We start from the raw sequence: 13445 nt of genomic DNA, 5'->3' as shown, positions 1-13445 counted from the left end.
CGTGTCTTCAACCGGCGCTTCCTGGTCATGGCCAACCACTACATGGTCGAGCCGACCGCCTGCTCGCCCGCGTCGGGTTGGGAGAAGGGTCAGGTCGAGAACCAGGTGCAGACCGCGCGCGGCCGCTTCTTCCAGCCACGCCTGCGCTTTACCAGCCTCGCGGAGCTGAACGGCTGGTTGGAGGCCGAGTGTCGGCGCTGGGCCGACATGCACCAGCATCCCGAGCAGAAGGAACTGACGGTCGCCGAGGCATGGGCAGCCGAACAGGCTGTACTCCAGCCTGTTGTCGCACCCTTCGACGGCTTCCACGAGAGCGAGCATGCGGTAAGCGGCACATGCCTCATCAGCTTCGACCGCAACCGCTATTCCGTTTCTGCCAGGGTGGCGCGACGCGCGGTGCAGGTTCGCGCCTATGCCGACCGCATCGTCGTGCGCTGCGATGGTGAAGTCGTCGCCGACCATCCCCGGTTCTTTGGCCGCGACCGGACCATCTACGACCCGTGGCATTATCTGCCGGTGTTGGCGACCAAGCCGGGCGCCCTGCGCAACGGCGCACCGTTCCAGGGCTGGGAGCTGCCGCCTGCGCTGGCACGACTGCGGCGCAAGCTCGGCGTCGGTGACGATGCCGACCGGCGGTTCGTGCGGGTGCTGGCAGCGGTGCTCGACGACGGACTGGAGGCGGTGGAAGCGGCCGTGCGAGAGGCGCTGCTGGCCGGCACCGCCAGCGACGACGTCATCGTCAACATCCTGGCCCGCAGGCGAGAACCGCCACGACCGCTGACCATTGTCACCCCCGAGGACCTGGCGCTGCGCTATCCGCCCCGTGCCGACTGCAACCGCTATGACAGCCTGCGAGGCCTCCATGCAGCGGCATGAGATGATGACGGCCATGACCGAGTTGGGGCTGAAGGGCATGGCTGGCGCCTTCGACGAGGCGGTGACCACCGGTCTCCAGCGCAAGCGCACGACCATGGAGGTCCTGACCGACCTGCTGCGTGCCGAGGCGACGCACCGCCATGCAGCGTCGGTTCGTTACCGGATGTCGGCCGCCAGGCTGCCGGCGGTGAAGGACCTCGACGCCTTCGTCTTCGGCGACACTCCCATCAACGAAGGACTGGTGCGCTCCCTGCACAGCGGCTCGTTCCTCCCCGGCCGGCGCAACGTCGTGCTGGTCGGTGGGACGGGCACCGGCAAGACGCACCTCGCCACCGCCATCACCGCCAATGTGGTACGAGCCGGCGCCCGCGGGCGCTACTTCAACACGGTGGACCTGGTGAACCGGCTCGAGGAGGAAACGCGCCTCGGCAAGGCCGGCACGTTGGCGGCCCAGCTCTCGCGTCTCGACCTCGTGGTGCTCGACGAGCTTGGCTACCTGCCGTTTGCACGCTCGGGCGGTCAGCTGCTCTTCCATCTCGTCAGCAAGCTCTATGAGCAGACCTCGGTCATCGTCACCACGAACCTGGCCTTCGGTGAGTGGCCGACCGTCTTTGGCGACCCCAAGATGACCACCGCGCTGCTCGACCGCATTACCCACCACTGCGACATCGTCGAGACCGGCAACGACAGCTGGCGATTCAAGCACCGCAGCTGACGCGCGGGACCACCGGCAGAAGATGCTTCGCGCTGGTTGCGCCTCCGGTCGGGCTACGCCCGCCCTACGCCGCAACCAGCGCGAACGGCACGCCCGCCATACCCGTCACACCGCTCGACAAACGGGGTCCCTTTTGGACGCCGATAGGGGGTCCTTTTTGGACGCCGATTGACAGCCGCGTCGATCACGCAGGGCATCTCAGCACGAGGCAGTATGCTCGACTGGTGGATGAGTGGGTTGTTGCGGCCGGACTCCGCCGGGCCGAGTACGGCACGCACTCGCTTCGCCGCACGAAAGCATCGATGATCTACAAGGCTACCGGGAACCTTCGGGCAATCCAGATCCTGCTGGGCCACACGAAGATCGAGAATACTGTCAGGTACCTTGGCGTGGACATCGAGGATGCTCTCGTCCTCGCAGAACGGACGGAAATCTGACAAGTGGGGGGCGGCCCATCTCAATGAGAGGTGGGTCGCTTCCGCGCCAGACCGCTTTCGACCCACTTCCAGTCTTTCCAGCGTTGCCTTGGGGCACCTAACTTCTGCCATTATGCCGGGCGCGGAATGCGTCAGACGCGATTGCCGACGAACACAGGATATAACGCGGCCAAGCAAGAGGCCGCCCGCTCCTCACATCGCCGTTGCAGGGGGCTCGAGCATCCCCAGCCAAGCAACCAGCGCCAGGATCGTGACGGCACAGCTCGCCTCGATCGCGAGGCTGCGCCGCAGAGTACCGAGCGCAGCCCGATGATCGCGCGCGGCAACTGAGCGCTCGAACGCCGGCGTCAGCCGAAAGCGATTGAGGGAGGCCAGCCCCAGCATCGCGCCGAACAGCGCCAGCTTAGCGAGGAGGAGCTGGCCGTACAGGGAGGTGGGAAGTCTTGGCAGATTGCTGGCACCGACCAGCAGCCAGCCATTCACCAGACCCGTCACAACGATCGTGCCGACAACGATCGTGCCGACCATACCGAAGCCGTGGAGCGCCCGGTGGGTCAGTCTGAGATGCGCGACGTCGACGCGAGCTGCCGGCCGCACCACGAGGAGCGTCAATCCGAGCAGTGCACCGAGCCAGGCTCCGGCCGACAACAGGTGCAGAATATCGGCCAGCAGATGGACCCAGCCCGTCGCGCCCTCATCCATCGCGCCATGGCCCGTCCAAGCGAGCGTCGCGAGCGCAATGCCCGCCGCGAGTACCACCAGGCCGAGCGGCGCGGTACGTCCTGCCGCGATCAGCGCCGCGATCACGGCCACAATCAGTGCGACCATGCGCGCTTCCCACGCCGTGCCCGTCGCGGACCCGGTAAGCAGCATCCCGATCGCTTCCCGATCGATCGGCCATGCCGGCGCACCGGCCATCGTCGCTGCAAGGAGGACGAGCGCGATGCCGGAAAACAGAAGGCCGAGCAGCCCGGTCCCCACCAGCCAGGGGCGCAAGGCGAGTGCGTCTGCGCGCGCCCCGGCCTTGAGCCCGTAGAGGCTGAACGCCGACAGGCCGAACAGCCCGCTCAACGTCGCATAAAGCGCGAAGCGGACCCCGATCAGCGGCCAGTCGGCGTCCACCTCACTTCACCGCGAAGGCGAAGCTGCCGGACACCCGATGCGTGTCGGCCGAGACGACGTGCCATGCGACGCTGTAGCGGCCCGCACCGAGCGGCGACTTGGGCACCACGACCAGCGTTCGACCGTCGGGTGCAACCTGGGTGGTGGCTGCTACCTTCATCGGCGAGTGCTTGGCGCCGCCATGCCCCGTCATCATCAGGTCCGCACCGGAGAATTTCGGCATCAGCTTCTCGCTGAACTGCAAAGCGACACGCGCGGGCTTGGCAACGGTCGCGTTGGGCGCGGGGGAGGCCACAACGAGCTTCGGGTGGGCCTGCGCCGCACTGGCGAGGCTCAGGAGAGCGAAGGCGGCAGGAAGGGCGAGACTACGCATGGTTACTCCGACGAGGTTCGTGCACCCTTCTACGCGGCGCGCTGCCCGACCCCTCACCAGCGGTTGAGGGGTGATGGGCAGCGATGCGTATCCGATGATAGAGGGGCGGAGTGGAAAGCATGGACGATCTAGACAGAGCATTGGCGCGACTAGCGGGCGCACCCGCTCCGGCCGCGTTGGAGGGTATCGAGGACCAGATCCTCGCGCGGATCGGCAGCCGCCCCGCCGTGCGCGGAGCAGGGCTCGGGATCGGTGTGATAACCGCCGCGGCGCTCGGTATCGGGATCGCCGGTGCCGAGCTGCCCGCGACGGCAAGCCCTGCTGTCTCGCTGGCGCCGCTCGGCGGAGCCTCCCCCCTTGCCCCTTCCGCGTTACTGATCGGCGAGCCATGACCTCGACCAAGCGGGTTGTCCTGTGCGCCTTGCTCGCCTTCCTGGCAGCGATCGGTGGTGTCTTTATCGGGCGCGCGCTGCTGCCGCAGCCCAAGCAACCCGGTGCGGCGCTTCACGAGGTGCTGCACCACAAGCTCGCGCTTGATGGCGACCAGCAGGCCCGATTGAAGGTGCTCGAAGACCGGTTCGCGGTGCAACGCCGCGCCCTCGAGCTGGAGATGCGTGCCGCCAATGCCCGCCTTGCCGAGGCGATCGAGGCCGAGCATGGCAATGGTCCGCGGGTGGCCGCTGCGGTCGACCAGAGCCATGCCGCGATGGGCGAGCTGCAGAAGGCGACGCTGGCGCACATCTTCGCCATGCGTCAGCTCCTCCGGCCCGATCAGACCTCTCAATTCGATGACGCGGTGGTGAAGGCGCTCACCGACGGCGAGGGGTGAGCCTCGTTTGGACCGCGTTGTCGGATGGCGAACTGGCGACGCTCAGCATCGCCGGCCGACAAGCCGCTTTCGCCGAGATCGTGCGACGCTATCGGCAGCCGATGTTCCGGCTTTCGCGCGCCTTCCTCGGCGATGCCGACGACGCGATGGACGTGACCCAGGAAGCGTTCGTGGCCGCACATCAGGCATTGTCGCGCTACGATCCCAACCGCTCGATGCAGGCGTGGCTCACGACCATCGCCGTCAACAAATGCCGCGATTGGGCGCGCAAGCGTGCCGTGCGCCGGTTTCTGTCGTTCGCGCTGCCGAACGACGAACAGGTCCAGAGCATCGTCGACGAACAGGTGCCGATCGACGACGCGGCCGGCGATCGGCAGGAACTCGATCGTGTGACCCGCGCGATCTCGACCTTGCCCGCGAACCTGAAGGAGCCTTTGGTACTTCGGACGATCGAAGGCCTGAGCCAGGCCGAGACGGCCGAGGTGCTGGGGATCAGCCAGAAGGCGGTCGAAACTCGCCTCTATCGCGCGCGAGCACGGCTGCTTGAAAAACTAGGGAACCGCTGAGGGCTGGACGGATCGGCCGCGTAGAAGAAGCGACGGCCCTTTTACGGCCCCATTCTTAGGAGCTTGCATGTCGCGCGTTCTCGACCGCCGCCAGGTGCTGCGCGGTGCCAGTCTGGCAGGCGGCGGCCTCGCCTTGTCGGCCTATATGCCGGCATGGGCACAGCCCGTCTCTGCCGGCATCGCCAAGCCGTTGCCCACGGTCTCGGGCGAGGACATCACCCTCAAGGTCGCGCATCAGATGATGATGATCGACGGGCGTCAGAGCCACGCCATCGGCATCAACGGTACCGTGCCCGCTCCGCTCATCCGCCTGCGTGAGGGCCAGAACGTCCGCCTCCACGTCGTCAACGAGCTCGACGAGGAGACCTCGATCCACTGGCACGGGCTGCTGCTTCCCTTCCAGATGGACGGGGTGCCCGGCATCGCCTTCCCCGGCATTCCAGCGCGCTCGACCTTCACCTACGAGTTCCCGATCATCCAGAGCGGGACCTACTGGTATCACAGCCATTCCGGGCTTCAGGAGCAGGAGGGACACTACGGCCCGATCCTGATCGATCCGAAGAACCCCGATCCCGTGCAGTTCGACCGGGAGCACGTGATCGTGCTGTCCGACCACAGCTTCCATCACCCGCACTACCTCTTCGATCGGCTGAAGAAGGAGTCGGGCTATTTCAATCGCCAGCGCCAGACCCTCGCCGGGCTTCTCGCCGGCAAGGATCAGTCGCTCAAAGAGCGGTTGGAGTGGGGCCAGATGCGGATGGACCCCGCCGACGTCGCCGACGTCACGGGCTCGGTCTACACCTACCTGGTCAACGGCTACGGCCCCAAGGACAATTGGACCGCGCTGTTCCGCCCCGGCGAGCGGGTACGGCTGCGCTTCATCAACGCCTCGTCGATGACCACCTTCAACGTCCGCATTCCGGGCCTGCCGATGACCATCGTCGCGGCCGACGGCTTGAACGTGCGCCCGGTCGAGATCGACGAATTCCAGTTCGGCCCGGCGGAGACCTATGACGCGATCGTCACCCCGCCCGACCTGCGCGCCTATACGCTGGTCGGTGAGAGCATCGATCGCTCCGGCATGGCCCGCGCGACGCTCGCCCCGCGCGAGGGCATGGCGGCTGAGGTGCCCCCGCTCCGCAAGCGCCCGCTCGCGACCATGAAGGACATGGGCATGGGCGGCATGGATCATGGCACGATGGACCACGGCGCTATGAGTCATAGTGCTACGGGCGGCGCCGCGGGATCGATGTCCGGCATGGACCATGCTGCGATGGGGCATGGCGCAGGTACCGGCGCGATGCCGGGTATGGATCATTCGCAGATGAACCACGGCGCGGCCGGCGCCGCAGCAAGCGGCATGGCGGGCATGGACCACGGCCAGGCTCAGGGCGGCGCCATGGCCGGAATGGATCATGGTTCCGGCACGATGCCGGCGATGAACGGCGATCAGATGGGCGGGATGGACATGGGCGGCATGAGCCATTCCATGCGCGATTTCAGCAATGCCCCCGAGGTGAAGAAGGGACCTGGCGTGCAGACCATCTCGCCGATGCCGGTCGATCGGACCGGCGATCCCGGGCAGGGGCTGGAGAACGTCGGGCACCGCGTTCTCACCTATCGCGACCTGATGGCGCTCGACCGCAACCCGGACACACGCGCGCCGGAGCGAGAGATCAAGCTCCACCTCACCGGCAACATGGAGCGCTACATGTGGGGCTTCGACGGCGAGAAGCTGTCGGAGAACCCCGACCCAATCACGCTGCTCCACGGCGAGCGAGTACGGGTGACGCTCATCAACGACACGATGATGGGGCATCCGATCCACATCCACGGCCACTTCTTCGACCTGGTGACCGGCAAGGGCGCCTACGCGCCCCGTAAGCATACGGTGCTGGTGCAGCCGGGAGGCACGGTAAGCTGGGACGTGACCGGCGAGGAAGGCGACTGGGCCTTCCACTGCCACATGCTCTACCACATGCACGCAGGCATGATGCGTGTCGTCCAGGTCCGCAAGGCCGGGGAGGCCGCGGCGTGATCCGGGCGCTCCTCCTCGCCGGTATGGCGCCGCTCGCCCTTGCGACACCCGCATTGGCGCAGACCATGGACCATTCCATGCACAACATGCCGGGCATGACGATGCCGGCAAAGCCGGCGGCCAAACCGGTAGCCAAGCCGAAAGCGAAGGCTGCGGCCAAGCTCGCGACTAAGCGTAAGGCCCCTGTCCGACGCACCGCGCCGCGGCGCGCGCAACCGGCGAAGACGCAGGCTGCCGACCCTCATGCCGGGCATGACATGAGCGGAATGCAGGGGATGGATATGGGCGGTCAGCAGCAGGCTGCGCCCACCCAAAACCCCCATGCCGGGCACGATATGTCGGCCATGCCCGGCATGGGTGCATCTACAGGCGCGGCGCAGGACCCCCACGCCGGGCCCGACATGAGCACGATGCCGGGCATGGCGATGCCCGGCGATCAGCCCGCTGCCAAGGTCGGAACCGACCTTCCTCCCGGCAACAAGCCCGCTCCCGCTCCGGCCGGAGACCACCTAGCCGATCGCTTCTGGGGCGCTGACGCCATGGCCAGCTCGCGCGAGAACGATCTGCGCCGCGAGCATGGCGGGATGACCGTCTACCAGGTCCTCTTCAATCTCGCCGAATATCAGGCACGCAAGGGCGGCGACGGCTATCGCTGGGACGGAGAGGCCTGGATCGGGGGCGACATCAATCGCTTCACGCTGAAGAGCGAGGGCGAAGGCACATTCGGCAAGCCGCTCGAACAGGCCGAGGTGCAGGCGCTCTACAGCCGCGCTCTCGACCCCTATTGGAACCTCCAGGCCGGCGTTCGCTACGATTTCAAGCCCAACCCTTCGCGCACCTATGCGACGGTAGGGATCGAGGGGCTGGCCCCCGGTTGGTTTGAGGTGGAGGGCGCATTGTTCCTCTCCGACAAGGGTGACGTGCTTGGCCGCGCGGAGGGCTATTACGACCAGCGCATCACCAACTGGTTCGTGCTGCAGCCCAGGGTGGAGGCCAATTTTTCCGCGCAGGACGTTCCCGAGACGGGGACCGGCTCGGGGCTGACCGATCTGGAAGCCGGCTTGAGGCTTCGCTACGAGGGTCGCCGCGAGTTCGCGCCCTATATCGGCGTGTCGTGGGAGCGACAGTTCGGCGACACCGCGCGCTTCACCCGCGCACGCGGTGACGATACGGGCGGCTTCAGCTTCGTCGCGGGCGTGAGGACCTGGTTCTGAGCCCGCGGCTCCGCCTCCATGTTGGGGCAAGCAAGGTTCACCGCTGGCTTGCGCTCCTGATCGGGGCGCAGGCGATCGTCTGGTTCACCAGCGGGCTCGTCATGAGCCTGCTGCCGATCGACACGGTGCATGGCGATCACCGGATCGACCGGAACGTCGAACCGGCCCTGATCGCGACCCAGGACTTCGCGCCCGTCCCTGCCCTTCTCGCATCTGCCGGAGCGCCGGTGCGTCAGCTTCAGCACCGGATGCTGCTGGGGCGGCCGATCGTCGAAGCCCAGCTCGGCGACGGCAAGGTGCGTTTGCTGGACGCCCGCACCGCAAAGCCGCTCCCCCCGGTCGACGGCGCATCCGCAGCGCTGATCGCAAGACAGGCGTATCGCGGCGATTCCGGCTCGGCGCCCGTCGTCGAGCGGATCGACCGCGCGAACACCGAGTACCTCGGTGCCCTCCCCGCCTGGCGGGCCTCTTTCCCCGATGACGACGGGGACCCGCATCTACGTGGCAGCTGAGACGGGGAGGCTGACATCGGTGCGAACCGGCACCTGGCGGCTCTACAACTTCTTCTGGGGCCTCCACATCATGGATTGGACCGAGCACGAACGGTTCAACACGCCATGGCTCAACGCTTTCGCAGCGGGCGGACTAGTGTTCGCTGTCGCCGGGGCGATCCTGCTCTTTATGCGCTGGCCCCGTCGACGCCGCAGAAAAGCTCAAGGGATCCAGTAGAGGGCCACGTATCCTTCAGTGGGTGGGGTCGCACAGGAGAGCGCATGATGAACCACGACGACCCCAGCTCCAAACAGGGCGGTATGGGGATGAGCTACGGGCGCTTCGCCGCGATGATCGCGACGTCGACGGTCGTGATGTTCGGGCTCATGTACCTCAACACCTACGCGCTCGCCCATGTCGAATACAGTCAGACCCGGACGTGGATGGCGATCGTCATGGGCGCCACCATGGCGCTCATCATGATCGGCTTCATGTGGGGCATGTACCCCGACCGGCGGGCTAATCTCGGCATCGTGGCGGCCTCGATCGCGGTGTTCGCTGGTGCCTTGTGGCTTGTCCGCAGCCAAGAGACGGTCGGCGACGTCGCTTATATGAAAGCCATGATCCCGCATCACTCGATCGCGATCATGACCAGCGAGCGCGCGCACATCAAAGACCCCGAGGTACGCAAGCTGGCGGACGGGATCATCGATGCTCAGGTCCGCGAGATCGCGCAGATGAAGCGCTACATCACCCGGCTCGAGGCGCATCCCACGTCCGATAATGCGCCCGACCTCCCGTCCTATCGCGACAAGCAGGTGCCTCCGCCGCCCCCCGAAACCGACGAGAGCGTCGGCATCAACACGCTTCAGCCGATCCGCTGAGCAACATCGTTTGAGGGCTAATCGTTTGAAGCCCGTAACCCTGTTGAGCGGGGGGCCTTGACGCAGGAGCGACACGATGAAGAAAATGATGATTATGGCCGTCGCGGCCGCCCTCGGCGCGGTCCCCGCGGTCGCCCAGATGCAGGGCATGGACCATTCCGGCATGAACCACGGGCAGATGATGCGGCCGACGCCGGCGAACCCGTACCCGCAGGCCGAGATGGACATGCATCAGAAGATGATGTCGGCGATGGGTGCTGATGCCACCGAGACGTGGGTCCGCAAGATGGTCGAGCACCACCGTGGTGGCATCGCCATGTCGCGTATCGTGCTGCGCGAGACAAAGGACCCCAAGGTTCGTCAGATGGCCACCAAGACGATCGCAGAGCAGACCCGCGAAGTCGGCGAGCTGAACGCCTGGCTGCGGGCGCATGGCAAGAGCGCCCAGTAAACGATTATCGTCCTCCCCCCGCCGCCGTGCGGGGGGATGAGCTTACGGGGATTCACACATGGCTCGCTTTCGCATTCTCGCCGCCGCGCTGGCGTTCGCTGCCCCTGCGGGCGCTCTCGCCGCGGGCCCCGTCCTGATGCACCGTGATCCGGGTTGCCCTTGTTGCGAGAAATGGGCGCAGCAGGTGAAGGCGCAGTTCGGCCGCGCCGTCCGCGTCGTCGACGATGCGAACCGGCGGGCGTTCATGAAGACGCGCGGCGTGCCTCAGGACCTCGCCTCCTGTCACACTGCCATCATTGACGGCATGACCTTCGAGGGCCACGTCCCGATCGCCGACATGAAGCGCGTCTTGGCCACGCATCCGAAGGGCGTCACCGGCCTCGCTGTCGCCGGGATGCCGATGGGCTCTCCCGGTATGGAGATGCCGGGCATGAAGGCTCAGTCCTATGACGTGGTGGCCTTCGGGCCCGGTGGGCGCCGCGTTTTCGCGCATCACGGAGCCTGACGTATGCATCACGACCACCGCAGCGAGCACGTCCACGACCACGTCTTTCTGGGCGACGCACACGACGCGCACGAGAAGCGCACCCGGTATGTCGTCGCGCTGACGGCCGGCATGATGGTCGTTGAGATCGTTGCCGGGTGGCTCACGGGATCGATGGCGCTGCTCGCCGACGGCTTCCACATGGCGACCCATGCCGGCGCACTCGGCGTCGCGGCGCTCGCCTACCGCTATGCCCGCCGGCACGCTTCCGACAGGCGCTTCACCTTCGGCACCGGCAAGGTCGGCGAGCTGGCCGGCTTCGCCAGCGCACTCGTCCTGGCGCTGATCGCGCTGGGGATCGGAGTGGAGTCGGTCGGACGGCTCTTCGCCACGCCTTCCATCGCCTACGGCGAGGCACTCTGGATCGCCGTGCTGGGCTTGGGCGTGAACCTCGCTAGCGCATGGCTGCTCGGGGGTGATCATCACCACCATGGGCATGGCCACGACCATCACGGCCATCATCATGGGCACGAGCACGGCCACAGCCATGCCCACCACGACAACAATTTGCGATCGGCATACTTCCACGTGCTGGCCGATGCGCTCACGTCCGTGCTCGCCATCCTCGCCCTTCTGGCCGGGCGCTATCTCGGATGGAGCTGGGCGGACGCCGCAATGGGCGTCGTCGGCGCGATCGTCATCGCACGCTGGTCCTGGGGCCTGCTGCGCGACACCGGACGAGTCCTGGTCGACGCCAGCGCGAACCCCGGCCTCGAGGAGGAGATCCGCGAAGGCATCGAGGACGGCGATGCCGTCATCACCGATCTACACGTTTGGCAGGTCGGCCCTGGCAAGTTCGCGGCCATCGTGTCGCTGGTAGCCGAGCGGCCGCTGGCGCCTTCAGATTATGCTTCCCGCGTGACCATCCATGAGGAGCTGGTGCACGTCACCGTTGAGACGCACCGCTGCCCGGGCGAGCACAGCCACCTCAGGGCGGCTTGAAGGCGGGGGCGCCGGAACGGCGTCCCCCACCCGACGTGTCACTTTTTCTGCATGCCCGACATGTCGTGACCGGCGTGCTTGCCGTGCTTCATGTCCTTCATGTCGGCGCAGCAATCCTTCTTCGCGCCGTCCTTGTCCTTGCAGCAATCGGCGCCGTCCTTGCAGCACTCCTTGCCTGCACAGCAGTCAGCGGCGGCGAAGGCCGTGGCCGGAACGAGAGCGAGCGCGACGGCCGCACCGATGAACTTGATGGTCTTCATGTCTGATTATCCTCAAATGCATTGATTGATCGGAAGTCTAATCGATCAGGGAGTTCGAGGAGGTGGCGGCGCAGGACCGCCCGACCGACCAACAAGGGCATGAGGCTCGGGGGCGGGCGGGGCCGTCCGCAAGGCGATCTGCAGCGCCGGAGACGTGTGCACATCGAGGGCGGTTGCGATGCAGGCTCCTAAGCAGTCCACCGGAGGAGCCTTTTTCGCGGGAGTGGGCGGCGCGCGATCGCAATCGGCCATGCCGGCATGCGCCTGCGTAAGCGGAGCCGCCTGCGCCATGGCCTCGCACATCGGCCCCATGCGCACGAGCAGCATCGCGCCCAGCAGGACCAGCGCGAACGTGCGGACGAGGCGGCCGAAGCTCATGCGGCCCTTGTAGGTTGCGCCGGGCCGCCGCGCCAGATCAGTGCGCGACGCCCAGCATCATCCAGATCGCCATGGCGACCATCATCACGTTCTCGGTCAGCGACAGAAAGCCCAGGGGCACATTGCTGTCACCGCCCACGCACGCGCATTTCAGCTCGCGCTTGTCGACATAGACGGCCTTGATGACCGAGACCGCCCCGATCGTCCCGATCACCAGCGCGATCGGCACTGACAACCAGGTCAACACGCCGGCCGCCATCAGCACGCCCGCCGCGCCTTCCGCGTAGGGGTAGATATAGGAGTATGGCACCCAGCGCTTCGCGAGCAGGTCGTAATTGAGGAACATGGTCGCGAACTTCTCGACGTTCTGGAGCTTCAACATCGCCAGCACACACATCGAGAAGGCGATGAACCACTCACCTGCCCGTACCGTGAAGGGTGTGCCGAGCACGGCATAGCTGGCCGCAAGCGCCATTAATGCCGTCATCGCGAACACAACCGCGACGGGCCGGTATGTTACCGCCTTGGGGTCGGCCACGGTCTTGCCGAAGAACCGACGCAAATCGTCATAGCCGCCTACCCGCTCACCGTCGATGAAGGTCTGCGGTGTCGTTTTGACCCCGTGCTTGGCTTTGAACGCGTCGGTTTCCTCGCGCGTCCTCAGCCAATGGTCCTCGACCTCATAGCCGCGTCGTTGCAGCAGGTCCTTTGCCTTGAGGCCGTAGGGGCAGGTGTGCGTCGGCATCACCATGCGGTAGATCGTTGCCTTCTTGGGCACCGCGGTCGCCATGTTCTTCTCCACCATGTTCGCGACGCCTATATGGGGGCCGTACTATGGTACGGGGTCAAGGCATGGCCGACGTGACAATTGCAGGACTCGCGCGCGAGGGTGGCGTCGGTGTGGAGACGGTGCGCTATTATCAGCGCAGAGGATTGCTCAAGACGCCGGAAAGGCCGGAAGGGTCGGGCGCGAATGGCGGTATCCGCCGCTACACAGCAGACGATGTTCGCCGGCTCCGGTTCATCCGATCGGCGCAGGCCGCTGGCTTTACGTTGGAGCAGATCGGAGAACTGGTGGCGCTGGACGCGACCGACGATCGCGATCGAGCACGCCAGCTTGCCAATGAGCGGATCGCGGCGCTGGACGCGAAGATCAAGGAGCTGGAGCGCGTGCGAGTATCACTCCAGCGGCTTGCTCATGAATGTGGGTCCGGCACGAATGGCGCATGTCCCATTCTCAAAGCCTTCGACGCAGATCGATCTACGGACTCTTAGCCTGCTCTCGTCATCCACAGGTCAGAAGGCGACAGCCGAGGGAAACTGC

At 66.2% G+C, this 13445-nt stretch carries 18 protein-coding genes and 1 pseudogene; 14 read left to right on the top strand and 5 right to left on the bottom strand.

Features of this window, described 5'->3' with window-relative positions; genetic code table 11:
* From HRV97_RS11765 to HRV97_RS11755, 3 genes and pseudogenes are all read left to right on the top strand, one after another.
* Positions 1-876, top strand: an 876-nt coding sequence (locus tag HRV97_RS11765) for a Mu transposase domain-containing protein (RefSeq protein WP_425505765.1), incomplete at its 5' end; no start/stop codon positions are given.
* Positions 863-1591, top strand: a complete 729-nt coding sequence (gene istB, locus HRV97_RS11760; protein ID WP_061781605.1) for an IS21-like element helper ATPase IstB — start codon at positions 863-865, stop codon at positions 1589-1591. The genes HRV97_RS11765 and istB, both read left to right, overlap by 14 nt.
* A 173-nt stretch (positions 1592-1764) precedes the next feature.
* Positions 1765-2028 (top strand): annotated as a pseudogene (locus tag HRV97_RS11755) (tyrosine-type recombinase/integrase); the annotation flags it as partial.
* 192 nt (positions 2029-2220) lie between these two features.
* Here HRV97_RS11755 and copD read toward each other — a convergent pair.
* Both copD and copC read right to left on the bottom strand, forming a co-directional pair.
* Entirely contained in the window at positions 2221-3150 is a 930-nt protein-coding gene (gene copD / locus HRV97_RS11750; protein ID WP_174194441.1) for a copper homeostasis membrane protein CopD, read from the bottom strand.
* A gap of 1 nt (position 3151) precedes the next feature.
* On the bottom strand, positions 3152-3523 hold the full coding sequence (gene copC, locus HRV97_RS11745) for a copper homeostasis periplasmic binding protein CopC (protein WP_174194440.1): 372 nt from the start codon (positions 3521-3523) through the stop codon (positions 3152-3154).
* A gap of 119 nt (positions 3524-3642) precedes the next feature.
* Between copC and HRV97_RS11740 the strand changes: the two genes are divergently transcribed.
* The 10 genes from HRV97_RS11740 (at position 3643) to dmeF (ending at position 11483) form a co-directional block, all read left to right on the top strand.
* Entirely contained in the window at positions 3643-3915 is a 273-nt protein-coding gene (locus HRV97_RS11740; RefSeq protein ID WP_174194439.1) for a hypothetical protein, read from the top strand.
* Entirely contained in the window at positions 3912-4352 is a 441-nt protein-coding gene (locus tag HRV97_RS11735; protein ID WP_174194438.1) for a periplasmic heavy metal sensor, read from the top strand. Before HRV97_RS11740 ends, HRV97_RS11735 begins: the two co-directional genes overlap by 4 nt.
* On the top strand, positions 4349-4918 hold the full coding sequence (locus tag HRV97_RS11730) for a sigma-70 family RNA polymerase sigma factor (RefSeq protein WP_174194437.1): 570 nt from the start codon (positions 4349-4351) through the stop codon (positions 4916-4918). The genes HRV97_RS11735 and HRV97_RS11730 overlap by 4 nt, the downstream gene beginning before the upstream one ends.
* A gap of 67 nt (positions 4919-4985) precedes the next feature.
* Entirely contained in the window at positions 4986-6956 is a 1971-nt protein-coding gene (locus tag HRV97_RS11725) for a copper resistance system multicopper oxidase (protein WP_174194436.1), read from the top strand.
* Positions 6957-6979: 23 nt separating this feature from the next.
* Positions 6980-8170, top strand: coding sequence for a copper resistance protein B (locus HRV97_RS11720; protein WP_174194477.1), 1191 nt, complete (start codon positions 6980-6982; stop codon positions 8168-8170).
* Positions 8171-8271: 101 nt separating this feature from the next.
* Positions 8272-8682, top strand: coding sequence for a hypothetical protein (locus tag HRV97_RS17430; protein ID WP_246248689.1), 411 nt, complete (start codon positions 8272-8274; stop codon positions 8680-8682).
* Positions 8683-8946: 264 nt separating this feature from the next.
* On the top strand, positions 8947-9546 hold the full coding sequence (locus HRV97_RS11710; RefSeq protein ID WP_223176806.1) for a DUF305 domain-containing protein: 600 nt from the start codon (positions 8947-8949) through the stop codon (positions 9544-9546).
* 76 nt (positions 9547-9622) lie between these two features.
* The gene (locus HRV97_RS11705) at positions 9623-9997 is read left to right on the top strand and encodes a DUF305 domain-containing protein (protein WP_174194435.1); all 375 of its coding nucleotides are present in this window, start codon (positions 9623-9625) and stop codon (positions 9995-9997) included.
* 58 nt (positions 9998-10055) lie between these two features.
* The gene (locus tag HRV97_RS11700; RefSeq protein ID WP_246248688.1) at positions 10056-10502 is read left to right on the top strand and encodes a DUF411 domain-containing protein; all 447 of its coding nucleotides are present in this window, start codon (positions 10056-10058) and stop codon (positions 10500-10502) included.
* A 3-nt stretch (positions 10503-10505) separates the two neighbouring features.
* Entirely contained in the window at positions 10506-11483 is a 978-nt protein-coding gene (gene dmeF, locus HRV97_RS11695) for a CDF family Co(II)/Ni(II) efflux transporter DmeF (RefSeq protein ID WP_174194434.1), read from the top strand.
* Positions 11484-11521: 38 nt separating this feature from the next.
* Here dmeF and HRV97_RS11690 read toward each other — a convergent pair whose 3' ends face one another.
* From HRV97_RS11690 to HRV97_RS11680, 3 genes are read right to left on the bottom strand one after another with little or no spacing between them, the layout of a single operon-like run.
* Entirely contained in the window at positions 11522-11743 is a 222-nt protein-coding gene (locus tag HRV97_RS11690; RefSeq protein ID WP_174194433.1) for a hypothetical protein, read from the bottom strand.
* A gap of 45 nt (positions 11744-11788) precedes the next feature.
* Positions 11789-12121, bottom strand: a complete 333-nt coding sequence (locus HRV97_RS11685) for a hypothetical protein (RefSeq protein WP_174194432.1) — start codon at positions 12119-12121, stop codon at positions 11789-11791.
* Between the two features lie 37 nt (positions 12122-12158).
* The gene (locus HRV97_RS11680; RefSeq protein ID WP_174194474.1) at positions 12159-12911 is read right to left on the bottom strand and encodes a MauE/DoxX family redox-associated membrane protein; all 753 of its coding nucleotides are present in this window, start codon (positions 12909-12911) and stop codon (positions 12159-12161) included.
* Between the two features lie 62 nt (positions 12912-12973).
* Here HRV97_RS11680 and HRV97_RS11675 point away from each other — a divergent pair, with 62 nt between their 5' ends.
* On the top strand, positions 12974-13396 hold the full coding sequence (locus HRV97_RS11675; protein ID WP_174194431.1) for a MerR family DNA-binding protein: 423 nt from the start codon (positions 12974-12976) through the stop codon (positions 13394-13396).
* The last annotated feature ends 49 nt before the right edge of the window (positions 13397-13445 follow it).

Origin of the sequence: Sphingomonas hominis (genome assembly GCF_013328205.1) — a bacterium.
Classification (GTDB): Bacteria; Pseudomonadota; Alphaproteobacteria; order Sphingomonadales; family Sphingomonadaceae; genus Sphingomonas; species Sphingomonas hominis.
Note: the sequence above shows the minus strand (reverse complement) of the source record. Positions and strands in the feature narration are given on the sequence as shown.